The organism is Mycolicibacterium austroafricanum, from assembly GCF_000612725.1.
Lineage (GTDB): Bacteria > Actinomycetota > Actinomycetes > Mycobacteriales > Mycobacteriaceae > Mycobacterium > Mycobacterium austroafricanum.
Genome location: NZ_HG964456.1, coordinates 263,143 through 284,974 on the forward strand (window position 1 = coordinate 263,143; position 21,832 = coordinate 284,974).

A 21,832-nucleotide genomic window follows, 5' to 3' on the forward strand; every position below is an offset into this window, starting at 1 on the left:
TCGAAGGAATTGACTGGGGAGGGACGGCACACAGGGCCCGTGCGAGGTCGTATCGAGTTCCTCGTCCGGCGCGCGTGGAGTCTACGGTTCGCGATCTCGGGTGAACACCCGCAGCGATTGTCAGTGTCGCGCCATGCCCTTCAGCCAACCGAGTAGTGCATAACGCCGGTCGGCCAGAATCTATCGGGTCTCCTCGGCTTTGGCCAGCGGCGGAGCGGCCTGATCAGGCGCCTGTCCGAGGGTATACAGGCCGAGAATGCCGAGAAAACCCGCACAGTGCTCGATGAGCATTTCAGTCGAGAGGTTCAGTTGTCCATCTATCCAGCGACGGAGTATCTCGAACAGGCCCCCGACACCGTAGGTAGCGGCGAGATCTGCGACTTGGAGCACATCGCTGGGTATATCGAGGTGCAAGCGGGCCTCTCTGAGCACCAGCTCCGCAAAATCGGTCATCAGATCGCTTCGCAGCTGCCGAAGGAGGGGTTCTGCGCCCGACTCGACAAACAGTATGCGGGCCATGCGGGGATCGTTCTCGATCACCTGAACCAGGGCCTTGATCGGAGCGTAAGCCAGTTCTTGAGGAGCAACCGTGTCGTCCGGAATGGCGCTGGTTATCACCGCTTGGAAGGTAGTGGAGATCTTGGCAAATACCGCACGCAAGAGCGCGTCTCGATCGCGAAACTGTTGGTAGAAGTACCGGCTCGTCACTCCTGATTTCGCACACACGGCGGTCACGGTGCACGCGGTAGCTCCGTGGGTGCCCATGATTGAGACCGCGGCATCAATCAACATCACGCGACGCTGTGCATCGCGTTGAGTTGCGGACAGCCCGCCATAGACACGTGCTGGACTCATGTCCTACAGTCTGGCAGTCTTATCTGACAAGGCATAAAGTCAGATCCAAACTTCGAGGAAGGACCTCAAATGTCGGACGATCAAGCCCCGACCCCGACCCGGGTGCTGCCAAAACCCAGGCGCGTTCGGTTTCCGATGCCGACCTCCACGAAGCGGCAACATTTTGTCGATGGCGACCTGGTGATGAGCCATTTCATCTCGGTGCTTTCTGCGACGTTCCCGGAAGGCGAGGATTTCTTCATCCGCTCGGTCAGGAACTTCCAGAGTTCCATCGACGATCCCCAACTAGAGACAGCGGTCAAGGGTTTCATCGGACAAGAGGCCACACATCGACACCAGCATCGTCTCCTAAACGAGCGACTCCAGGTCATGGGTTATCCGACCGCGCGAATCGACCGTCATGTCGGACGCTTGATCAAGCGATTGGAACGGCGCTTTTCGCCGGAAATGCGGCTGTCCATGACCTCCGCGTTGGAGCACTACACCGCTACGCTGGCAGAAATCATTCTTACCAGCGAAGACGCCCAGAAGCTCATCGGCCAGACAGAGGTTCGACCGATTCTGCTGTGGCATGCCTTCGAGGAGTCGGAGCACAAAGCGGTTGCCTTTGATGTCTATCGGCTGGTGGGAGCAACCGAGCGCACCCGTGTACGGGGCATGCGGATCGCTTCAGTAATTCTGTTCGGCGAGCTCATTCTGCAGACTGCCTTGTCTATGGCCGCTGATAGAGCCTCATATAACCCGGTCACCCTGGTGCGCAGTCTGTACCGCTTTAGTCGCACCCCGATGTTCACCGCCGATGCGCTGCGGCGTTTCCGTTCCTACAATCGCCCGGGTTTCCATCCTGATGATTGGGACAGCGCCGCGGTCCTGGAGCATTGGAGCAAAGAACTGTTCGACCAAGACGGTTCACAGCGAGTTATCGCTTCGTCGGGATAGCAAAGATGCGGAAGTGCGGCGACGCAGGAGCACCGTTCCTGCGTCGCTCCTTCCGAACAGGGTGCGACGCGTCGGTGACTCACGGATTCGGTGCTCGGTGGCCGGTGAAGGTGGCGGTCGGACCCGCAAATGCGGTTCGCAGCGATCGCCACGGGGCTGGCTGGCCTGTTGTGAGCCTCGATCAGTCGCTGATGACATAGCGTTGAGCCAGGGTTTCAGCAAGTCTGCTGGTGTGCGCGACCACTTCTTTCTCGGTCACCGCAAGCAAACCGGAGTGCCAGGCGGTGATGACTTCGACGAATCCCCCGACAGCGATCAGGGTGTCCATGCGAAGGGCTATCTCGTCGGCATCTTGTCGGAGGTGTGGCCGGCTTGCCTCAACGACCAACTGCGTTGCTTCCTGTAGCGCCACGGCGCGGCGGTCTTGTAGCGGTGAGCTACCGACATGCTGAGCGAGGAGGATGCGTGCCCGGCCGGGATCGCGTGCGATCCGGTCGACCACGATGGTGATCGCCGCGGTGATGGTTTCGATCGGCGGCCGATTCGCACGCTCGTTGAAGAGCGCGGCGACCTCGCCGAGCATGTCATTGCGGACGCCATCCCACGCAGCAACGAGCAGCTCATCGCGCGTCTTGAAGCCCTCGTAGAAGTATCGATCGTTCAGCCCTGTGCGGGCGCATACGCCGCGCATAGTGACCGCGGCCCAACCGCTCTCACTCCAAATCTCGGTTGCGGCCTCGATCAATTGCTGCCGTCGCTCGGCACGACGCTCGGCCCCGGTCCGACCACCCCAGCGCTTGTTTCTCGACCGCACCTCTCCATCTTGACAAGGTGCTCGTTCCACCACCAAACTGGTGGCATGCGACACCAATGGTGGCTGGTGCCCCCAGATGAGAGTTTCCCCACAGCAGACGTCCATGTCGCGACCCGAAAGGCAGACGGATGAGATTGCTGCCCTTCGGCGGCGCACCAGGCAGAACGCACCGCGCCGATGCAGTCGTCACGGGCGCAGGAAGCGGTATCGGCCGCGCATTCGCCGTGGAGCTTGCGCGCCGAGGTGGACGCGTGGTGTGCGCCGACAAAGATCCCGTCACTGCAAAAGAGTCGGCAGAGTTGGTGAGGCAGGCTGGCGGCGAGGGCTTCGACATCGAATGCGATGTCACCGATCTTGAGCAGGTCCGCAACCTCGCTGATGTGAGCGAAGACTGGTTCGAGAAGGCTGCGAGCCTCGTCATCAACAACGCCGGAATCGGTGCGGGCGGCAACCGCATCGGCGCGACGTCGATCGAGGACTGGAACGCGGCGATTTCTGTCAACCTCTGGGGCGTTATCTACGGCTGCGAGACTTTTGTGCCTCGGCTCCGCAGCAATGGGCATGGCGGAGTCATCAATGTGGCGTCGGCAGCGAGCTTTGGCTCGGCCCCTCGGATGGCGGCTTACAACGTGAGCAAGGCCGGGGTGCTCGCTCTGTCGGAGACATTGGCGGCCGAACTGAGCGGTACTGACATCAACGTCACAGTGCTTTGCCCCACCTTCGTGAAGACGAACATCGTCAACAATCCTCAAATCGACGAGGCGGCTGCAAGACTCGCGGCCAACCTGATGAAATGGACCGGCATTTCGCCACAGCACGTTGCTCGAACGACGTTGAACGCGCACGATCGCGGACAAATTTATGTAGTACCCCAACTCGATGCCAAAGTCTTGTGGCAACTCAAGAGAGCCCTACCCGGCCCCTTTACTCGCACGCTGGGCCTCGTGGAGCGCATGGCCTCATGGAACGATTCAGCCGAGTAGAGGAGCAGGGAAAATGGCTTTCGCATACAGTGACATGCTCGAGACAATCAAAAACAAGCAATGGGCTCTTGCCGATATCGATTGGAACGCCCCTGGCGCGGAACTGATCACCGATGAACAGCGTCCCAAACTCAAGCAATTCATGTCCGACGTGGTGTGGATTGAGCATGTTGGAGCACGTGCCTTCGCCGCGATGGCTCCAAAGGCGCCATTCGAAGCGCTCGGAGACATTTACCGTTACTTTCACGCCGAGGAGCAGCGTCACGCCAATGCCGAACTTGCCTTGATGCGTCGCTGGGGCATGCTCGAGGAAGGCGAGAAACCGGTCCCGAACAAGAATATTCGGCTGGTCATCGAATGGCTGGACCGTTATGCGGAAGCCCTGCCCCTGACCGTCATCGGGGCCGCGATTCCGGCACTGGAGACTGCGCTCGATGGAGCGCTGCTGAAGTTTCTCCTCGATGAGGTTGACGACCCTGTGTGCGGGGAGGTGTTCAACAAGGTCAACAGCGACGAATCAAGGCATCTCGCGGTTGGCTTCCAGGTCTTGAATGACCTGGGCGCCAGCCCGATGCGAATCCACGCCATTCAAACTGCGGGTGCTCTTGTCGACCCGCGCATTCTCACCGGCGCGTTGCTGTATATCCCGCTCCTGACGCGCATGTTGATGAATCTCAACGCTATGGGTCTGTCCGAGGAGAAGTTATACAACGCAGTGACGCGGTATGCCAATGTCGGCGATCGCAGTGAGCATACGCGGAGGGTGCCCGGCTATCACATCTTGAAGGCGCACATGTCGTCGTCCATCAAGCGGTCCCAGCCTCTGCACTTCGTGTCTCAGCGCCTTGGCAATGCGATCGATGTTTTCCCTGTTCAGATTTTCGGTCGGCCGCCATCCTGGACGGACGAACTGACCTACGAACCGGTTGCCAAATGACAGGCACCACGACGACGTTGATCGTCGGCGCCGGGTTCGCAGGTATCGGTGCGGCGATCAGACTGCTTCAAGAGGGCACGGATGACTTCGTCATCCTGGAACGGTCAGATCGCGTCGGAGGCACCTGGCGAGACAATACTTATCCCGGTGCGGCCTGCGATATTCCCTCGCTTCTCTACTCCTACTCGTTCGAGCCGAATCCGGGCTGGACTCGTACCTACTCGGGGAGCGCTGAGATCCTCGAATATATCGACGATATGGTCGACAAGTACGATCTTGCCCGGTTCATCCAGTTTGATACCGACGTGACTGCCTTGGAATTCGATGAGAGTGCCGGCATCTGGATGGCCGACACGGCAGATGGAAAGCGGTATCACACCCGGTCAGTTGTGATGGCCAGTGGACCACTTGCCAACGCCAGCTTTCCCGATATTCGGGGTATTGACTCGTACGGTGGAAAAAAGATCCACAGCGCTCGATGGGACCATGGCTACGATCTCGGCGGTAAGAGGGTTGCAGTCATCGGGACAGGCGCGAGCGCGGTTCAGATCATTCCCGAGCTCGTAAAGTCGGCTGCCTCGGTCAAAGTCTTCCAGAGAACGCCCGGCTGGGTGTTGCCCAGGGTGAACTTCAGGCATCCGGCCTGGGCGCGTTCGACCTTCACACACCTGCCGGTGAGCGAACAAGCGCTCCGCGACGCGTGGTTTTGGGCCCACGAAGTGATGGCAGTGGGTATGGTCTGGAACACCGCCGCGACGTCCGCGATACAGCTGGCGGCCAAGGCTCATCTCCGTCGGCAGGTGAAAGACTCCTGGTTGAGACGTCAGTTGACGCCCCATTTCAGGCCTGGATGCAAGCGCATGCTCATGACCAGTGATTATTACCCTGCGCTACAGGCGGATAACTGCAAGCTGATCAGCTGGCCGATCGCCACATTGTCACCCAACGGTGTTCGGACCGCCGACGGTGTCGAGCACGAAGTGGACTGTATCGTATTTGCCACTGGCTTCGATGTGGCCAAACGTGGCACCCCGTTCCCGATTAGCGGCCTCGGCGGTCGGAAGCTCGGCGATGAATGGTCTCAGGGGACATTTGCCTTCAAGAGCGTGAGCGTGGCCGGGTATCCGAACTTATTCTTCACTTTCGGACCGAATTCCGGGCCAGGCCACAACTCGGCGCTCGTATATATGGAGGCTGCAATTGACTATATAGTCAAGGCGATCAAGCTCCTTCAGCAAAATGACATCGGCACTTTGGATGTGAGGGAGGATCGTCAGGACCGCTATCACTCCGAAATTCAGCGCCGCCTTCGACGAACGACTTGGAATTCGGGGTGCAGCAGTTGGTATTTGACCGAGGACGGCTACAACGGCACGATGTACCCAGGTTTCGCGACCCAGTTTATGAGAGAACTATCCCGCTTGGATCCTCATGATTACGTGATAACCCGGCGCGACGATACACACGTCGAGCTGACGCAATCACTCTGAATACAAGTTTGCAGGGCTGACCGTCAGAACGGTGAAATACAGGAATGGATCGCAAGTCCGACCGTAATTACGAGATAATTATCATAGGAGCTGGATTTTCCGGCATCGGGTCTGGCATTAGCTTGATGAAGGCGGGATTTACCGACTTCTTGATGGTTGATGACGCCGATGGCGTAGGTGGTACGTGGCACTGGAACACCTACCCGGGTATCGCTGTCGATATACCGTCGTTCAGTTATCAATTCTCATACGAAATGCGGCCCTCTTGGTCGCGCACGTACGCCCACGGCAATGAGCTCAAAGCCTATGCCGAGCGATGTGTTGAAAAGTATCGGCTCTGGGACCATATTCGTTTCAACACAACCATTACCGAGGCTTGTTTCGACGAGAACGCAACACGGTGGCATTTGACCAGTGCCAATGGTGAGGAGTTCACGGCACGCTTCGTGATAAATTGCTCCGGCGTTCTCAGTCGGCCAAAGTGGCCTGAAATCAAGGGGGTGCGAGATTTCGCCGGCGTTACGCTCCACACGGCTAGATGGGACAATGCCAAAGATCTCAGCGGGAAGAGGGTTGCAGTAATCGGTACCGGTGCATCGGCGGTGCAACTGATACCCGAAGTCGCAAAGAAAGCAGAGAGTCTGACGGTATTTCAGCGAACTCCAATTTATTGTCTGCCGAAGCCAGACTTCCCCATACCGACGTGGGGTGGAAGGCTTCTACATTTCCTGCCGGGGGCACAATTGGCGACCCGGACCGCCAGCCAGGCGTTCGTGGAAATCACTTTCCCAATCGCCGCTCACTTTCATACGGTGATACCGTTCGCCGATGTCATGGAGAGCGCCGCAAAGCGGTACATGCGGCGTGAGGTCCATGACCCGACGACGAGAGAACAACTCATTCCGCGCTACTCGTTGGGCTGTAAACGACCCAGCTTCCACAATTCCTATCTCGCAACGTACAACCGGTCCAACGTTTCGCTCGAGACGAGCGGCATAACCCATATCGACCATGCATCCGTCCATACTCGAGACGGCAAAGCTCATCCCATTGACGTCTTGATCCTGGCCACCGGCTTCAAAGTGATGGAGTCGGGCAACATGCCAACTTACGTATTGAAGGGACGCGGCGGGCTGGAGCAGGCTACATGGTGGGACGAGCATCGACTGCAGGCCTTCGAAGGGGTGAGCGTCCCGGGATTTCCGAATCATTTCAACATCTTCGGCCCGTACGGCTACAACGGTTCCTCGTACTTCACGCTCATCGAGGCGCAGAGTCGGCACATCGTCCGGTGTCTTCGTCGCGCGCGGGCGCTGGGTGCTAACTGCGTGGAGGTCAAGAAGGAGGCGAACGACCGTTATTTCGCCGAAGTGCTAAGGCGGCGTCACAGACAGGTTTTCTGGCAGCCGAGCTGTTCCAATGCCAACAGCTACTACTTCGACAGGCACGGTGACGTTCCACTCCGTCCATCAACGACTCTGGAGACCTATTGGCGGAGCCGCACCTTTCGCCTCTCGGACTACCGATTCGAGAATCGGCCCGAAGAGGTGTGTCCCCGGTGACCAGAATGGATGCCCCTGACTGGCAGCCCAGTCTTGCCAGTCATCTCGTCGCGATGTCCTCGCGAACCACGCTGCGGCCACTGGCGCAGCTGATGCCATCAAACGCCTACGGACTTGCGGTGATGGATCGCGTGCTTCGAACAGCGCTCGTAGCCTCACGGCCTCGGCGCGGCGTCACAGTGCGCAAGGTTGACACTGTATTCGCCGGAGGCCCGGTTCGTGGGGACTGGATCACCACGCCTGCCATTAATCCGCATGCCAACCCTTTGCTGTACATCCACGGCGGCGCCTATTCTATGTGCTCGCCGGAGACGCACCGCGGTCTTCTTGGTGAACTCGCCTCGGCGAGCGGGCGCCCCATCTTCGCAGTGAAGTATCGTCTTGCCCCGCGGTATCCCTATCCCGCAGCCGCGGACGATGCGCTGAATGCGTATCGCTGGCTTACCAGCGGAGGGTCCCCGGGTTCTTGTCAGCGCACCGTCGCGGTTGCCGGCGATTCAGCGGGCGGTCAGCTCACGATGGCCACGGCCTTGGGCGCACGTGCAGTTGGATTGCCGCTCCCTGATGCGATGCTGCTGATGTCTCCCGTCCTGGATCTCAGGTGCGAACTTGCCAGAGCGCGTGAAATTCGCCGCCGGGATCCTTTTGCCTCCGCTCAATCAGCGGCGCGCGCTCTTGACCTCTACGTAGGTGGCGCAGATCGCGGAGATCCGCGCCTCAGCGTGCTTGACGCGGACCTCACCTCGATGCCGCCGATCCTCATTCAGGTGGGCGGGAGAGAAATGTTGATCGATGACTCGCGCCGTCTCGCCGAGCGACTTCAATCAGCTGGATCCCACGTCGAGATCCAGGTATACCGGGGACAGATCCATGTATTCCAGGCTATGTTCCGGATTCTTCCCGAAGCCCGAGACGCGATTCATCGAGCGGGACGCTTCCTTGAAGCCTCGGAAGTCAGGTGAAAGTGTCCGAACAGGCAATGCTCCTACACCTACACCACCTCGACCGCCGCAGCGTGAAGTCAGTCGTCTCTGCCTCATGAGCAGCAACTTCGCGACGGCCTGTCGCGCATACGATCCGTCGATCGTGATCATCGGGGCCGGCTTCGCCGGGGTTGCGATGGCCCACCGGCTGAAGAAGGACGGGTTCACGAACTTCACGATCCTGGAAAAGGCTGCAGACATCGGGGGTGTTTGGCGTGACAACACCTATCCGGGAGCGGCCTGCGACGTGCCGTCAGCGTTGTACTCACTCTCGTACAAGCCCAATCCTCGTTGGTCACGGCGATATGCCGAGCAACCCGAGATACTCAAGTACCTCCAACAACTCGTGGAGAGTGGCGGACTGGCCGCGCATCTGCGTACCCAGACCGAAGTTGTCGCAATGACCTTCGATGACCAGCTAGGGCGTTGGACCCTGGTTACGAACTCGAACGAGACAATAACCTGCGATGTCGTCGTCTCGGCCGTGGGTCAGCTCTCCTTGCCCCACGTACCCGTTATTGCCGACGCAGACACCTTCCAGGGGCCGCGCTTTCATTCGGCGCGTTGGGACCGATCGGTTTCGCTTCGCGGCAAGCAAGTAGCCGTCATCGGCACAGGAGCTAGTGCCATCCAATTCGTGCCACACATCGCCCAGGAGGCGGAGCATGTCACGCTATATCAGCGCACGGCTCCGTGGATCTTGCCGAAGTGGGACAGCAGGTATGGAGTCCTTCACGACAGGGTGAGCGAGTTATTGCCGATGGCGCTGCGCCTCGAGCGTTTCGCGGTATGGCTAATTTTCGAGTTGCTCGCTGTGACGCTAGTCGACGCGAAGCCCCTCTCACGCGTCCTCGGTGCGATCGCGCGCCGCCACCTACATCGGCAGGTTGCTAGCCCATCTTTGCGCGAGCAATTGATGCCTTCGGACGCGCCAGGGTGCAAGCGAGTGCTGTTCTCGAATGATTACTATCCAGCAATCGCGAGTGATCGCGTGTCGTTGGTGCCGAAGGCTATCGCAGAGCTCTGCGACAACGGTGTCAAGACCGTGGATGGAGAGTTTCGTCCTGCAGATGTCGTGATCTACGGAACCGGGTTTCGCGCCACCGATTTTCTCGCCCCGATGTCCGTGCGCGGCTCTCGCGGAGTCTCCTTGGCCGAGGTGTGGAAGACCCAGGCGTACGCATATCTGGGCATCACTGTCCCCATGTTCCCGAACCTGTTCCTGCTTTATGGTCCCAACACGAATGTGGGCTCGGGGTCGATCCTCTACATGATCGAGTCACAAGTCCGTCACATCGCAACGCTCATCAAAGCCGTGGCTGCTCATCCGGGTCATGCGATCGATGTCAGGACGGAGAGCGCGCAACGCTACAACACGCGCTTGAGAAGGCGACTACGGAGGTCGGTGTGGGCGCTGTGTGCGAGCTGGTATCGAACCTCGAGCGGGGAAATCCCGACGAACTGGCCGGGGCCTACCTTGGTTTATCGACTCCTTACCCGGAAGCCGCACAGCGGCGATTACGTCTTGAGAAACGTCGGGCGTCTAAAGGTCTGAGACCCTGCAGAACCGAGCCTGGCCGACTAAGGGCACGAGACGCGCACTTAACCGCTAGGCCAATAATGTCTAGATATTGACATCAATGGCATCTTTGTAAAGACTGGTGGACGCCGTCAAAGCGGCCCAGCGTCCAGGAGGAACCATGACGAATCACCTTCTCGCACCTGCGCACCACGTGAAGGAGCGGTTGTCCTCTGTGATCATGGTCCCCGCGCCTCACGCCGTCGACGACAGATGGCGTCGATGGAGCCGGGACTGGCCGGTTCGTGAACTGGCACCGGCACCCGCGGGCAGTGGATTGAAAGCCGTCCGGGGGGATGCCGGACTGCCCTTCGTAGGTCACACGCTCGACTACATCCGATTCGGCTCGGATTTCAGTCGAGAGCGCTACGACCGTCTGGGTTCGGTGTCGTGGATGGGCGCGTTCGGCACCAAGATGGTGGTCATCGCCGGCCCTGACGCCACTCGAGAGGCGTTCACGAGCGAAGCGAAAGCATTCTCTCAGGATGGCTGGTCCTTCCTGATCGACGCCTTCTTCCATCGCGGTTTGATGCTCATGAGCTTCGACGAGCACTTGATGCACCGGCGCATCATGCAGGAGGCGTTTACGCGTCCGCGCCTGACCGGATACGTCGAACAGGTAACGCCATGCGTTCGCTCGGCAGTGCCTGCGTGGCCGGTGGGCCCGTCGGTTCGAATCTACCCACTGTTGAAGGAACTCACCCTCGACATCGCTACCGACGTCTTCATGGGCGGCCGCGGCAAGGACGAGAGCGATGCTGTCAACAAGGCGTTCGTCGCTACGGTCCGGGCGGCGAGTTCCCTTGTGCGTGCTCCGCTTCCGGGAACCAGATTCCGCGCTGGTGTGCAAGGGCGGCGCGTTTTGGAGGACTACTTCTTCCGGCATCTGCCGGCCGCGCGAGCCGGTGAAACGGAGGATCTGTTCGCTGCTCTCTGTCAAGCCACGACCGAAGACGGGGAGCGGTTTTCCGACGAGGATGTGGTGAATCACATGATCTTCTTGATGATGGCGGCCCACGACACCTCGACGATCACCACCACAGCGGTCACCTATTTCCTTGCCAAGTATCCGCAGTGGCAGGAGGCTGCGGCTGCGGAAGCCGCGGCCATCGGTGACGGGTTGCCGGACATCGAGGCCCTGGAGAAGATGACGGTCATCGACCTCGTGATCAAGGAAGCGCTCAGACTGCTTGCACCTGTTCCGCTGGTGATGCGCAAGACGGTTCGAGATGTCGCCATCGATGGATATCACATCCCCTCGAACACGTTATGCGCTATAACGCCTGCCGTGAATCACTTCGATCGAACGATCTGGAGTGATCCGGAGCGGTTCGATCCCTCACGTTTCGACGAGCCTCGGCGCGAAGACCAACACCACCGATTCGCCTGGGTTCCGTTCGGAGGTGGAGCGCACAAGTGCATCGGCATGCAATTCGGGACGCTCGAAGTCAAAGCAATCCTGCACAGGATGCTGCGTTCGTTCACTTGGAAGGTTCCGGAGAACTATCACGTCCGATGGGACAACACCTCGCTGCCCATTCCGGTGGACGGACTTCCGTTGGAGATGAAGCGCCGATGACCGTCGACCACAGCCCCTACCTCGAACCCACGGAGTTTCTTGACTGGCAACAAGATTCGGTACGTGACTTCGTGTCATCGGCGATCCGTGGTGCCTGCGGCGACACCGAGAAGGCCATCGCCATCTTCACCGCGGTCCGTGACTCCATTTGGTACGACCCCTACACGGTGACCGACAACCCGCACGCGTATCGCGCCAGCACCGTCGCGACCGCAGAACGGGCCTACTGCGTCCCGAAGGCCGTGCTCTTGACTGCAGCGTGCCGAGCGGCGGGAATCCCGGCGCGGCTGGGGTTCGCCGACGTCCGAAACCACCTCCAGACCAAGGCATTGCGCGAGCGGATGGGTGGTAGCGACGTTTTCGTCTACCACGGCTACAGTCTCATGTTCCTCAACGGTGCGTGGGTAAAGGCCACCCCGGCGTTCAATCGCGAGCTGTGCGCACGCTTCGGTGTCTCGCCGATCGAATTCGACGGCCGTAGCGACGCGCTACTCCATGGTTTCACCGCTGACGGCACCCAGCACATGGAGTATCTGCGCGACCGGGGAGCCTACGACGATCTACCCCTAGCAGACATCCTGCAAGCACTGAGAACGCATTACGGCACATTCATCGATCAGCCGAACAGCCGTCCCGACCTCTTCGCCTGAAAGGGCACTACACGATGCAAAGCACAATGCAAAATGTTCCGCTCACGGTGTCGGCGATCGTCCAGCATGCGGCAGCCATACACGGTGACAGCGAGGTCGTCACTCCGACCGGAAATGGATATCGGAGAACGCCTTACCGCATTGTGCTGGCGCGAGTGGCTCGCCTTGCCAATGCGCTGCGCAGTCTTGGCGTCACGGCAGACCAACGCGTGGCCACCTTCCAGTGGAGCAACCAGGAACATCTGGAGGCCTACTGTGCGATTCCCTCCATGGGCGCGGTCCTGCACACGCTCAACATTCGTTTGGCCCCAGAGCAACTGGCGTACATCGCCAATCACGCGAGCGATCAGATCGTCCTAGTCGACGCTTCGGTTGCCCCGTTGTTGGCGCGCGCGCTCCCAGCGATGGCGTCGGTGCACACCGTCATCGTCACCGGAGAGGGCGACCTTGCCCCGCTCCAGGGATGCGGGAAGACCGTTCTGCGTTACGAGGAAGTGCTTGCCGGCCAAGAAGAATCATTTGACTGGCCTGAGCTCGACGAGCTGTCCGCCGCGGCCATGTGTTATACGAGCGGTACCACCGGAGATCCCAAAGGCGTCGTCTACAGCCACCGTTCGACGTACCTTCACTCCCTGACCGCCTGCACAGCTAACGCTTTGTCAGTCAGCGAGGCCGACCGTGTGCTGGCCATCGTCCCAATGTTTCACGCCAATGCGTGGGGGCTTATTTACGCAGCGTTGATGTCCGGTGCGGATCTGGTACTGCCTGACCGGTATCTCCAAGCCGAACCGTTGGTGTCGATCATCGAAGACACCAGACCGACCTTGGCCGGTGCAGTGCCGACGATCTGGAACGATGTCGACCGATATCTGGATTCGCACCCTGAGCGGGACATTTCTTCGTTACGGCTGGTCGCGTGCGGGGGGTCTGCTGTTCCGCTTTCGTTGATGCGGGCATTCGAAGAGAAGTACGACGTGCCCATTGTGCAGGCCTGGGGTATGACCGAAACCTCTCCGTTGGCGACCGTTGCACGTCCGGCTCACAGAGCCGACGCGACGCGGCGCTGGGAGCTGCGCGCATCCCAGGGCCGACCGATCTGCGGTGTCGAAATCCGGTTGCGGGACGACGACGGGAAAGACGTGCCGTGGGACGGGCAATCAGTTGGGGAGATCCAGGCGCGCGGTCCCTGGATCACCGGGTCCTATTTCGGAAACAACGATACGGAGAAGTTCGACGAAGGATGGCTGCGTACCGGTGATGTGGGCAAGATCGACGCCGAGGGCTATCTGACACTGACCGACCGCTCGAAAGACGTCATCAAGTCAGGTGGCGAATGGATCTCCTCGGTGGAGCTGGAAAACACGCTGATCGGCCACCCTGCCGTGTACGAAGCGGCGGTAGTCGGCGTCGCGGACGATAAATGGCAGGAAAGGCCGTTGGCGCTTGTCGTCGTCCACCCCGGAACCGACGTTGACATTGACCAACTCCGATCGTTCCTTGCGGACAAAGTCGCCAAATGGTGGATTCCCGAGCGATGGAGCTTCGTGTCCGATATTCCGAGGACGAGCGTCGGAAAGTACGACAAAAAGGTCATCCGTGCGCGCCACTCTGCCGGCGAATACCTCATCGAAATCGAAACGTCATAACGTCAAATCCCTGGAATTCCAACAGTCGGAAGGTAATCATGTCCTCACCAATCTCTCCCTGGATGAATGCCGAATTACTCGAGCTTCGTGACCTCGCTGCGAAGTTCTTCTCGGCCGAATTGGCGCCGCATGCGAACCGCTTTGCAGACCAGCACCACGTCGACCGAGAACTGTGGAACCGAGCAGGCGAGCTGGGCCTGCTCTGCATGTCTATACCTGAGGAATACGGCGGAGGCGGTGGCACTTTCGCGCACGAAGCGGTCGTGCTTGAAGAGCAGGCCCGCATAGGTGACAGCTCATGGGGCGCGGGACTGCACAGCGGAATCGTCGCCCACTACATCCTGCAGTACGCGACTGAAGAGCTGCGCGCGCAGTGGCTTCCCAAGATGGCGTCCGGTGAAATGATCGGGGCGATCGCCATGACAGAACCGGGGACCGGGTCCGATCTGCAGAGCGTCAAGACAAAAGCCCTCCTGGACGGTGACGAGTACGTGATCACCGGCTCCAAGACTTTCATCACCAACGGCCAACAGGCCGACCTCATCATCGTTGTTGCCAAGACAGATCCGAGCCAGGGCGCTGCGGGCATCTCTTTGATCGTTGTCGAGGCTGACCGGGCGGGATTCCGGCGCGGCAAGGTTCTCGACAAAATCGGCCAGCGCGGCCAGGACACCTCCGAGTTGTTCTTCGATGAAGTGAGAGTTCCGCGCTCGCATCTACTGGGCCAGTCTGAGGGACAGGGCTTCATTCAGCTGATGACGCAGCTGCCACAAGAGCGACTCATCGTCGCGGTGGGGGCTGTCGCAGCGATGGAACTTGCCCTGGAGCAGACGCTCAAGTACACGCGTGAGCGGGAGGCGTTCGGTCGGCCTGTCTTTGGCTTTCAGAACACCAAGTTCACGCTGGCTGAAGCCGCGACAGAAACGCGCATCGCACGAGTGTTCCTCGACTACTGCATCGACCTGCACCTTGCGGGTCAACTCGACGTGCAGACCGTCGCCATGGCGAAGTGGTGGACCACTGAGCGAGCGATGAAGGTACTCGATGACTGTATGCAGCTTCACGGCGGATATGGCTACATGACCGAGTACCCCATCTCGAGGTTGTGGGTGGATCAGCGCGTGCAAAAAATCTATGCCGGCACGAACGAGGTGATGAAGGAAATCATCTCGCGTTCCCTATGACTCAGAGGAGTTGCCGCCCGCACGTTAGTCATCTAGAGGAGGAGGACTGATGGCATCGATGGTGGTGCCGTATCGCCACGACATGGGCGGCCACTGCGGATCGGGGGCTCTTCGGGATTTGACCGAATGGGCCGGGATCCGTTGGGGTGATGACACCCCGGACGAAGGCATCGTGTTTGCTCTCGGCGGGGCCCTCGACTTCTCGTATGTTCGCTCGGCCCACCTACGTCCACCGATCTACCTCGTTGGACGCAGCGCGGACCTCGAAGACGAATACTTGACCCGGTTGGGCGCGCGCTTCGAGTGTCGTTCGACAGACGACCCCGATCTCGGGTGGAAATGGGTGACCGAACAGATCGATGCCGGTACGCCGGTCATGGTGTGGACTGACATCGCCGAATTGCCCTATCTGAGAACGCGTCTGAGTATGAGCCGGCACGATGTCGTGATCGTAGGGTACGACGACGACGAGGAACTCGCCTTCGTGGTCGATAACGATCGCGATACACCTCAAGCCGTGCCTTACGAGAATCTACGGAAGGCGCGGGCATCGACGGGATTTCCCGTCCCCACGCGGCACACCACCTACGTAGTCGAGTGGCCCGGCGCGGCACCAGATCTCGGCAATGCTGCCCGGTCGGCCTTCCGTAGGTCCGCGGACGCGATGCAGGGTTCGTGTGTGAGCGCGCCGATCACCGAGGACTCCGATTGTGAAATTCAGGTGCGTGGGCTACCAGGGGTATCGACTTTTGTGGAGGATCTCAAGCGGTGGCCGAAGATCTTTGACGACGACACCCTCGACGGAGCCTTGTTTGCGCTGAGCGCCTTCATCGAAAAAGCCGGAACCGGAGGCGGTCTGTTCCGAGATCTGCAAGCACGTGGATGTCGGCGCGTCGCTGAAGAGTTGAGTTTCGAACCTGCGTTTAAAGCAGCGGAGGCTGCAAAGACCGCATCTGAGTTGTGGACCGCGGTTGCGCACGCCGCTTATGACCGCGGTGCAGATCCGCACCGAAGAGCGAGCGGCGCCGCGTCCGTGGCTGCGCAATTGCCGACAGCCGAACGTCGACTCGCGGAGGCGCTGAGGGAGGCAGGAGATCTACTCCTATGAGTTCTGATTGCTTCGGAGCAAGCCGAACTGGTTGCGACCCAGCAGATTTATTTGAGCGCTTTGAATTGTGTCATAAGAAGGGAGAATCACGATGGCTGTCTTCGCTGATGCGGAAGAGGTTTACCGCTACCTCGCCGGCATCTTTCGACGAGGTTTGGAGAACGAAGACCTTGCGAACAGACTTGCCGGGTCCGGGGTGGTGTTACGGATCCACTACACCGATCCGGATGCGGTACTAACCGTGGATATGCCGGAGAAGGTCGTAGAGACCGGCGCGGACAGTGGCGTTACACCGAATGTCGAATTGTTCATGTCCGCGGATACCGGCAACAGGTTCTGGTTGGGGAAGGTGAACTTGACCATGGCGATGGCGAAAGGAACTGTACGAGCGAAAGGTCCTGTCACCAAACTGATCAAGCTCATACCGCAGGCAAAGAACCTCTTTCCGGAATACCGGGCAATCCTTGAGGCCGACAAGCGTCACGACCTGCTCAATGTGTGATGTCGGTGCGGTACCGCGCCCGGGCACGGGTGAGCGGCGCGGGCCTCTGGGCGATGTGCCCGGAGATCATCCAGGACAGTTCGCGCGACCACCGTGCGCGGTCGGGATAACTACTCGAGAAGCGTAATTCGATAGAAGGGACTTCAACATGAAGACACGTGCGGCTGTTTTGTGGGGCTTGGAGCAGAAGTGGGAGGTCGAAGAAGTCGATTTGGATCCGCCAGGTCCCGGGGAGGTCCTCGTGCGGCTGGCGGCCACCGGCTTGTGCCATTCCGACGAACATCTGGTGACCGGCGACCTCCCGATCCCATTGCCGGTAGTGGGGGGTCATGAGGGTGCTGGCACAGTCGTGGAGTGCGGCGAAGGGGTTGAGGAACTGTCCGAAGGTGATTCTGTCATCTTGACCTTCCTTCCCTCGTGTGGGCGCTGCTCGTACTGCGCGCGCGGCATGGGCAATCTCTGTGAGTTGGGAGCGGCGCTCATGATGGGACCGCAGATCGACGGCACCTATCGCTTTCACGCACGAGGCGAGGACGTCGGGCAGATGTGTTTGCTCGGGACGTTTTCCGAGTACACAGTGGTGCCGCAGGCGTCCGTGGTCAAGATTGACGGCGGAATCCCCCTGGATCGGGCAGCCTTGATCGGTTGCGGCGTCACGACCGGTTACGGATCTGCGGTGCGGACTGGGGAGGTGCGCGCCGGGGACACCGTCGTGGTAGTGGGAGCGGGCGGAATCGGAATGAATGCGATTCAGGGCGCGCGAATCGCGGGAGCGCTGGCGATTGTGGCGGTCGATCCGGTGAAGTTCAAGCGAGAGCAAGCGAGCGGGTTCGGTGCGACGCACACCGCGGCCTCGATGGATGAAGCTTGGTCGCTGGTCAGCGATATGACGCTGGGCAAGCTGGCTGATGTCTGCATCCTCACCACCGATGTGGCTGAGGCCTCCTACACCGCGGAAGCGCTGGCCTTGGTCGGAAAGCGCGGGCGCGTCGTGGTCACGGCCATCGGGCACCCCGACGACTCATCGATCTCAGGATCACTGCTTGAAATGACGCTTTACGAGAAGCAGATTCGTGGCGCTTTGTATGGCTCATCCAATGCGCCGCACGATATTCCGCGACTGGTCGAGCTGTACTCCGCTGGGTTGTTGAAGCTCGATGAATTGGTCACCCGCGAATACTCCCTCGACCAAATCAATGAGGGCTACGAGGATATGCGTTCAGGAAAAAACATCCGAGGGCTGGTCCGGTTCTGAAGAGCATCATGCCCACTGCTGGTCTTCATGTCCTTGCGTCGCTGCAGATCATGCGGCCGGGCCGCTTGGGTGGTTGGCGTCGCGTCCTTCTTTCCCGTCGTGAGGACGGCAAGCATCAGACACCTCATAGATCATTTATCAAATTCTCTGGAGGCTGAGATGACGGACGCTGGCACGACCACGGCAAGCGGGGATGGGGCTGCTCGTTTCGCTATCGCCCCGGAGGTGTGGACCACGCCGGAGCGACGAGCGCTGAGCCAAATGGCGCGGTCTTTCGTGGAACGTGAAATCGCGCCGAAGCTAGCGGAATGGGAGCACGTGGGTGAGATTCCGCGCGACCTGCATCTCAATGCTGCCGAGGTGGGGCTTCTCGGAATCGGGTTCCCGGAAGAAGTCGGCGGCAGCGGCGGCAATGCGATTGACTCTGCACTGGTCACTGAGGCCATCCTGGCCGCAGGCGGGTCCACTGGCGTCTGCGCCGCCTTGTTCACCCATGGCATTGCCCTTCCCCACATTGCCGCCAATGGCTCCGACGCCCTGATTGAACGATATGTCCGTCCGACGCTCGCAGGAAAGATGATCGGCTCGCTGGGCGTTACCGAGCCTGGGGCAGGTTCAGATGTCGCGAATTTGCGCACACGCGCAGTGCGCGACGGCGACACCTACGTGGTCAACGGAGCAAAGACGTTCATCACCAGCGGAGTTCGGGCGGACTTCGTTACTACGGCGGTACGCACCGGCGGACCGGGTTACGGTGGAGTTTCATTGCTCGTGATCGACAAGAATTCGCCTGGATTCGAAGTGTCCCGCCGGTTGGACAAGATGGGATGGCGATGTAGCGACACCGCCGAGTTGTCTTTCGTCGACGTTCGCGTACCGGCTGAGAACCTGGTGGGGGCAGCAAACAGCGGGTTTTTGCAGATCATGCAGCAATTTCAGGCTGAACGGCTCGGCATCGCCGTCCAGGCGTACGCGACGGCGGGTCGGGCTCTCGATCTCGCCAAGAGTTGGGCGCGGGAGCGTGAAACGTTCGGTAGACCCTTGACGGGGCGCCAGGTCATTCGCCATAAGCTCGCGGAGATGGCTCGACAGGTCGACGTGGCGTGCACCTATACCCGTGCGGTCATGCAGAGGTGGCTAGCGGGGGAGGATGTCGTTGCCGAGGTGTCGATGGCCAAGAACACCGCTGTGTATGCGTGCGACTACGTGGTCAATGAGGCGGTTCAGATCTTTGGTGGGATGGGCTACATGCGTGAGTCTGAGATCGAGAGACACTACCGAGACTGCCGGATTCTCGGAATAGGCGGCGGCACCAACGAAATCATGAATGAGATCATTGCCAAACGTATCGGACTCTAGTTCTTGATACCAGTAAAGAAAGTTCTCACATCGCAGGTCAACGACGGTCAGGCGGCTGTTGGTCCAGCCTGCCGCTCGCGGCGTCTCGATGCGGCGAGGAGCGAGGGCAGCTGCGCTTCGTCGTGATGCCAGAGCTGTGGTGGCCTGCGACTTAGTTCCGGCGCCGGTCGTGGGTGCATGTGTGCGTGGCGGCGGACGGAGGGCGAAGCGCAGGGAGCGGCGCGGACGGGAGCGCCAGCGTACGGGAGCAGAGCGAGCGTAGCGAAGCCTGCAGGTAGCCGCCGTTCCTCGCAGATCCTGGCCTCCAGGATCTACGTCATAAGCTGCGAGGGGGCTGCGTCATGGTGCTGTGGCTCGTAAGCTGGCGGCTGTGAGCGGGGTTCTGACGCAGCGTGCACGGCGCGAGACCGAGACGCGGCTGGCTGAGCAGCCGCGGCGGTTGGCGCATGTCCGGGGCGTCGCGGCGACTGCCGAGCGGTTGAGTCGGCGTTTCGATCCCCAGACAGCGGACTGTCTGGTCGCAGCGGCGTGGCTGCACGATATCGGTTACGCATCGTCGTTGCGCCGGACCGGGTTTCATCCGCTCGATGGAGCGGAGTACGTGCGAGCGGCCGGCTTCGGGGAGCTGGCCGCCTCCTTGGTGGCCTTTCATACCGGAGCGCACGCGGAGGCTGCCGAGCGGGGCTTGTCAGGCTTATCCGCGTTCAGTGATCCGCCCAGCGATTTCCTTGATGTGCTGACTTTTTGCGATCTGACGACCGGACCTGACGGGGCGCCGATATCACCGCGCGATCGGTTACGCGACGTGCTGTCGCGTTATGGATCCGAGGACCCGGTGCACCGGGCGGTCGACGCGGGCCGCGACGAATTGTTGGCGGCCGTCCGGCGAGTACGCGACTGGCTATAAACCCAGCCGGTTAGCCGAGGTAGGGGCCGTCGCGGTGTTGCAGGTAGTGCTCGATGCGCAGCCTCATCGACGGATGCATATCCAGGTTAGGGATCTCGTCGGGTGCAGTCCAGGCGATGTCCGTGCTTTCGTGGTCGATGGCAAGGGTGCCGCCGAGCACCGTGGTGGTGAACAGGAGCGAGAATTGCTGGCGGACTTCGCCATCGGTGAACGCGACCACGTGGCGGGGATTGGTGTAGACACCGACCAGACCCGTGACTTTGACGTCAAGCCCGGTTTCCTCTTTGACTTCCCGCACGGCGGTGTCGGCGATAGTTTCGCCGATGTCGTGGCCGCCGCCCGGTAGCGCCCACAGGGTGTTGTCGCGGCGTTTGATCAGCAGAATGCGACCGTGTTCGTCGGTGACGATGGCCGAGGCCGACGGAACGACACTGTTGGGCGCCGGGGCGTTGGGGTCGTTGTAGTAGTCGGTGCGCATCGGGGTCAGCCTTTCGAGGTCAGCGGTCTGGCATGGTCCCAGACCTGGGTGAAAGCGTCTTCAAGGGTGGCCCAGAGCCGTGGCTCGTGGTGACGTGACAGAACCAGCACAGGGTTGTTGCGCCCGGCTGAGCCGTAGATGTGGAAGTTGACGATCATGGCGTCATCGACCCGAAAGATCGACGTGTAGAGCGCGGTGTCGTGGGTGCGGATGTCCAGCCCCGGGGTGCCGGCGTGAGGGGCGAGCAGTTCCACGGACGTGCGGCAGCGGGCGATGACGGCCTCGCCGATCCCTTCCTCCTCGCCGCGCAGGATCGTGGTGGGGGTGTCGGGGTCCCCGACGAGAAACCGCACCGTCACACCGCGGGCGGCGGCGGCGAGCAGGGTGTCGAGGAATCCGTCGAGGGTGTCGAACAGGAACGTGGCCGCCAGGACGAGGATGTCGATGCCGGTGGTGGCGTCGGCGAAATGCTGCTGCCACATGGTGATGGGTAGCTGGGTGCGGCTGGCATACAGGGTCGCGGTGAACGGCCCACCCGCAGACGCTGTTGCCACTGCGCTCGCGGTGGAGGGTGGGTACTGGTTGGGCCACAGGTCATGCGGGGTGCAGTCGAGCACCTCGCTGGCTCTGTGGGCGTTGTGTTCGCGAATTCTGTAGTCGCTATCGGCCAGCCAGCGTCGCACCGACTTGATATCGACACCCACCGCGGTGGCGAACCGCTGCGAGGACAGACCTTTGGCGTGTAGCCGCTGCACGAGGCGATCGTTGGGAGTGATGGCGGCCTCGGTGCCGTCCTGCTCGTCCATCGTGCCAGCGCACATCTTCCCGTGTCGTCCGTATCCATCCCTCAGCGCGTGGTGTCTAGTTTGCCATGCGACTGCCGCCACCCGGCGGCGATAGTGCCGGTGTGATGTCCGTGGGTATGTCCGGGCCGTGTCCGAAATGCCCGTGGATGTGTCGGAAATGTCGGCATATGTCTCTCGCAACGTCCGTGATGTCCACGTGAACTGAGTCCAGCGCCG

20 protein-coding genes are annotated in these 21,832 nt (G+C 60.5%); 16 read left to right on the plus strand and 4 right to left on the minus strand.

Annotation, left to right across the window (positions count from 1 at the left end; translation table 11 throughout):
* Nucleotides 1–180 precede the first annotated feature (180 nt).
* Nucleotides 181–855 (minus strand): TetR/AcrR family transcriptional regulator, encoded by a 675-nt coding sequence (locus BN976_RS23785; RefSeq protein ID WP_011560584.1) that lies wholly within the window; start codon nucleotides 853–855, stop codon nucleotides 181–183.
* Nucleotides 856–924: 69 nt separating this feature from the next.
* On the opposite strand from BN976_RS23785, the gene BN976_RS23790 reads away from it, so the two are divergent.
* Nucleotides 925–1,794 (plus strand): metal-dependent hydrolase, encoded by an 870-nt coding sequence (locus BN976_RS23790; RefSeq protein WP_011560583.1) that lies wholly within the window; start codon nucleotides 925–927, stop codon nucleotides 1,792–1,794.
* 181 nt (nucleotides 1,795–1,975) lie between these two features.
* Here the strand turns inward: BN976_RS23790 and BN976_RS23795 are convergent, their stop codons facing one another.
* Nucleotides 1,976–2,539 carry a TetR/AcrR family transcriptional regulator gene (locus tag BN976_RS23795; RefSeq protein ID WP_005131302.1) on the minus strand — a complete coding sequence of 188 codons (564 nt, stop codon included), beginning with the start codon at nucleotides 2,537–2,539 and terminating at the stop codon, nucleotides 1,976–1,978.
* 197 nt (nucleotides 2,540–2,736) lie between these two features.
* On the opposite strand from BN976_RS23795, the gene BN976_RS23800 reads away from it, so the two are divergent.
* The 15 genes from BN976_RS23800 (at nucleotide 2,737) to BN976_RS23870 (ending at nucleotide 20,332) form a co-directional block, all read left to right on the plus strand.
* Nucleotides 2,737–3,591, plus strand: coding sequence for an SDR family NAD(P)-dependent oxidoreductase (locus BN976_RS23800; protein WP_011560581.1), 855 nt, complete (start codon nucleotides 2,737–2,739; stop codon nucleotides 3,589–3,591).
* A gap of 13 nt (nucleotides 3,592–3,604) precedes the next feature.
* Nucleotides 3,605–4,528: a hypothetical protein gene (locus tag BN976_RS23805; RefSeq protein ID WP_005086594.1), complete on the plus strand. Its 924-nt coding sequence runs from the start codon at nucleotides 3,605–3,607 to the stop codon at nucleotides 4,526–4,528.
* The gene (locus tag BN976_RS23810; RefSeq protein ID WP_011560580.1) at nucleotides 4,525–6,018 is read left to right on the plus strand and encodes a flavin-containing monooxygenase; all 1,494 of its coding nucleotides are present in this window, start codon (nucleotides 4,525–4,527) and stop codon (nucleotides 6,016–6,018) included. Before BN976_RS23805 ends, BN976_RS23810 begins: the two co-directional genes overlap by 4 nt.
* 44 nt (nucleotides 6,019–6,062) lie before the next feature.
* Nucleotides 6,063–7,580, plus strand: a complete 1,518-nt coding sequence (locus BN976_RS23815) for a flavin-containing monooxygenase (RefSeq protein WP_011560579.1) — start codon at nucleotides 6,063–6,065, stop codon at nucleotides 7,578–7,580.
* Nucleotides 7,577–8,542, plus strand: a complete 966-nt coding sequence (locus BN976_RS23820; RefSeq protein WP_012296509.1) for an alpha/beta hydrolase — start codon at nucleotides 7,577–7,579, stop codon at nucleotides 8,540–8,542. The genes BN976_RS23815 and BN976_RS23820 overlap by 4 nt, the downstream gene beginning before the upstream one ends.
* Nucleotides 8,543–8,618: 76 nt before the next feature.
* A complete protein-coding gene (locus tag BN976_RS23825) occupies nucleotides 8,619–10,118 on the plus strand; it encodes a flavin-containing monooxygenase (protein WP_017205328.1) in 1,500 nt (499 codons plus the stop codon).
* A 145-nt stretch (nucleotides 10,119–10,263) separates the two neighbouring features.
* On the plus strand, nucleotides 10,264–11,721 hold the full coding sequence (locus BN976_RS23830) for a cytochrome P450 (protein WP_011560575.1): 1,458 nt from the start codon (nucleotides 10,264–10,266) through the stop codon (nucleotides 11,719–11,721).
* Entirely contained in the window at nucleotides 11,718–12,371 is a 654-nt protein-coding gene (locus BN976_RS23835) for a transglutaminase-like domain-containing protein (RefSeq protein WP_011560574.1), read from the plus strand. Before BN976_RS23830 ends, BN976_RS23835 begins: the two co-directional genes overlap by 4 nt.
* Before the next feature lie 26 nt (nucleotides 12,372–12,397).
* Nucleotides 12,398–14,017, plus strand: coding sequence for a fatty acid--CoA ligase (locus tag BN976_RS23840; protein WP_017205326.1), 1,620 nt, complete (start codon nucleotides 12,398–12,400; stop codon nucleotides 14,015–14,017).
* Nucleotides 14,018–14,055: 38 nt separating this feature from the next.
* Nucleotides 14,056–15,201 carry an acyl-CoA dehydrogenase family protein gene (locus BN976_RS23845; RefSeq protein WP_005086582.1) on the plus strand — a complete coding sequence of 382 codons (1,146 nt, stop codon included), beginning with the start codon at nucleotides 14,056–14,058 and terminating at the stop codon, nucleotides 15,199–15,201.
* A 49-nt stretch (nucleotides 15,202–15,250) separates the two neighbouring features.
* Nucleotides 15,251–16,309: a BtrH N-terminal domain-containing protein gene (locus BN976_RS23850; protein WP_005086581.1), complete on the plus strand. Its 1,059-nt coding sequence runs from the start codon at nucleotides 15,251–15,253 to the stop codon at nucleotides 16,307–16,309.
* Between the two features lie 91 nt (nucleotides 16,310–16,400).
* Nucleotides 16,401–16,811 (plus strand): SCP2 sterol-binding domain-containing protein, encoded by a 411-nt coding sequence (locus tag BN976_RS23855; protein ID WP_005086579.1) that lies wholly within the window; start codon nucleotides 16,401–16,403, stop codon nucleotides 16,809–16,811.
* A 148-nt stretch (nucleotides 16,812–16,959) separates the two neighbouring features.
* Entirely contained in the window at nucleotides 16,960–18,066 is a 1,107-nt protein-coding gene (locus BN976_RS23860) for an NDMA-dependent alcohol dehydrogenase (protein ID WP_005086578.1), read from the plus strand.
* A 159-nt stretch (nucleotides 18,067–18,225) separates the two neighbouring features.
* On the plus strand, nucleotides 18,226–19,425 hold the full coding sequence (locus BN976_RS23865; RefSeq protein ID WP_005086577.1) for an acyl-CoA dehydrogenase family protein: 1,200 nt from the start codon (nucleotides 18,226–18,228) through the stop codon (nucleotides 19,423–19,425).
* A gap of 370 nt (nucleotides 19,426–19,795) precedes the next feature.
* On the plus strand, nucleotides 19,796–20,332 hold the full coding sequence (locus BN976_RS23870) for an HD domain-containing protein (RefSeq protein ID WP_005116484.1): 537 nt from the start codon (nucleotides 19,796–19,798) through the stop codon (nucleotides 20,330–20,332).
* 10 nt (nucleotides 20,333–20,342) lie between these two features.
* Here BN976_RS23870 and BN976_RS23875 read toward each other — a convergent pair whose 3' ends face one another.
* Together BN976_RS23875 and BN976_RS23880 are read right to left on the minus strand one after the other, a co-directional pair.
* The gene (locus BN976_RS23875; protein WP_005086575.1) at nucleotides 20,343–20,810 is read right to left on the minus strand and encodes an NUDIX hydrolase; all 468 of its coding nucleotides are present in this window, start codon (nucleotides 20,808–20,810) and stop codon (nucleotides 20,343–20,345) included.
* 5 nt (nucleotides 20,811–20,815) lie between these two features.
* Nucleotides 20,816–21,616: a hypothetical protein gene (locus BN976_RS23880; RefSeq protein WP_005086574.1), complete on the minus strand. Its 801-nt coding sequence runs from the start codon at nucleotides 21,614–21,616 to the stop codon at nucleotides 20,816–20,818.
* Nucleotides 21,617–21,832 lie beyond the last annotated feature (216 nt).

Coding starts and splice junctions, on each gene's coding strand:
- BN976_RS23880 (WP_005086574.1), bottom strand. CDS start 21,616: ATGGACGAGCAGGACGGCACCGAGGCCGCCATCACTCCCAACGATCGC.
- BN976_RS23800 (WP_011560581.1), top strand. CDS start 2,737: ATGAGATTGCTGCCCTTCGGCGGCGCACCAGGCAGAACGCACCGCGCC.
- BN976_RS23810 (WP_011560580.1), top strand. CDS start 4,525: ATGACAGGCACCACGACGACGTTGATCGTCGGCGCCGGGTTCGCAGGT.
- BN976_RS23840 (WP_017205326.1), top strand. CDS start 12,398: ATGCAAAATGTTCCGCTCACGGTGTCGGCGATCGTCCAGCATGCGGCA.
- BN976_RS23860 (WP_005086578.1), top strand. CDS start 16,960: ATGAAGACACGTGCGGCTGTTTTGTGGGGCTTGGAGCAGAAGTGGGAG.
- BN976_RS23835 (WP_011560574.1), top strand. CDS start 11,718: ATGACCGTCGACCACAGCCCCTACCTCGAACCCACGGAGTTTCTTGAC.
- BN976_RS23825 (WP_017205328.1), top strand. CDS start 8,619: ATGAGCAGCAACTTCGCGACGGCCTGTCGCGCATACGATCCGTCGATC.
- BN976_RS23875 (WP_005086575.1), bottom strand. CDS start 20,810: ATGCGCACCGACTACTACAACGACCCCAACGCCCCGGCGCCCAACAGT.
- BN976_RS23850 (WP_005086581.1), top strand. CDS start 15,251: ATGGCATCGATGGTGGTGCCGTATCGCCACGACATGGGCGGCCACTGC.
- BN976_RS23805 (WP_005086594.1), top strand. CDS start 3,605: ATGGCTTTCGCATACAGTGACATGCTCGAGACAATCAAAAACAAGCAA.
- BN976_RS23855 (WP_005086579.1), top strand. CDS start 16,401: ATGGCTGTCTTCGCTGATGCGGAAGAGGTTTACCGCTACCTCGCCGGC.
- BN976_RS23845 (WP_005086582.1), top strand. CDS start 14,056: ATGTCCTCACCAATCTCTCCCTGGATGAATGCCGAATTACTCGAGCTT.
- BN976_RS23830 (WP_011560575.1), top strand. CDS start 10,264: ATGACGAATCACCTTCTCGCACCTGCGCACCACGTGAAGGAGCGGTTG.
- BN976_RS23785 (WP_011560584.1), bottom strand. CDS start 855: ATGAGTCCAGCACGTGTCTATGGCGGGCTGTCCGCAACTCAACGCGAT.
- BN976_RS23790 (WP_011560583.1), top strand. CDS start 925: ATGTCGGACGATCAAGCCCCGACCCCGACCCGGGTGCTGCCAAAACCC.
- BN976_RS23865 (WP_005086577.1), top strand. CDS start 18,226: ATGACGGACGCTGGCACGACCACGGCAAGCGGGGATGGGGCTGCTCGT.
- BN976_RS23815 (WP_011560579.1), top strand. CDS start 6,063: ATGGATCGCAAGTCCGACCGTAATTACGAGATAATTATCATAGGAGCT.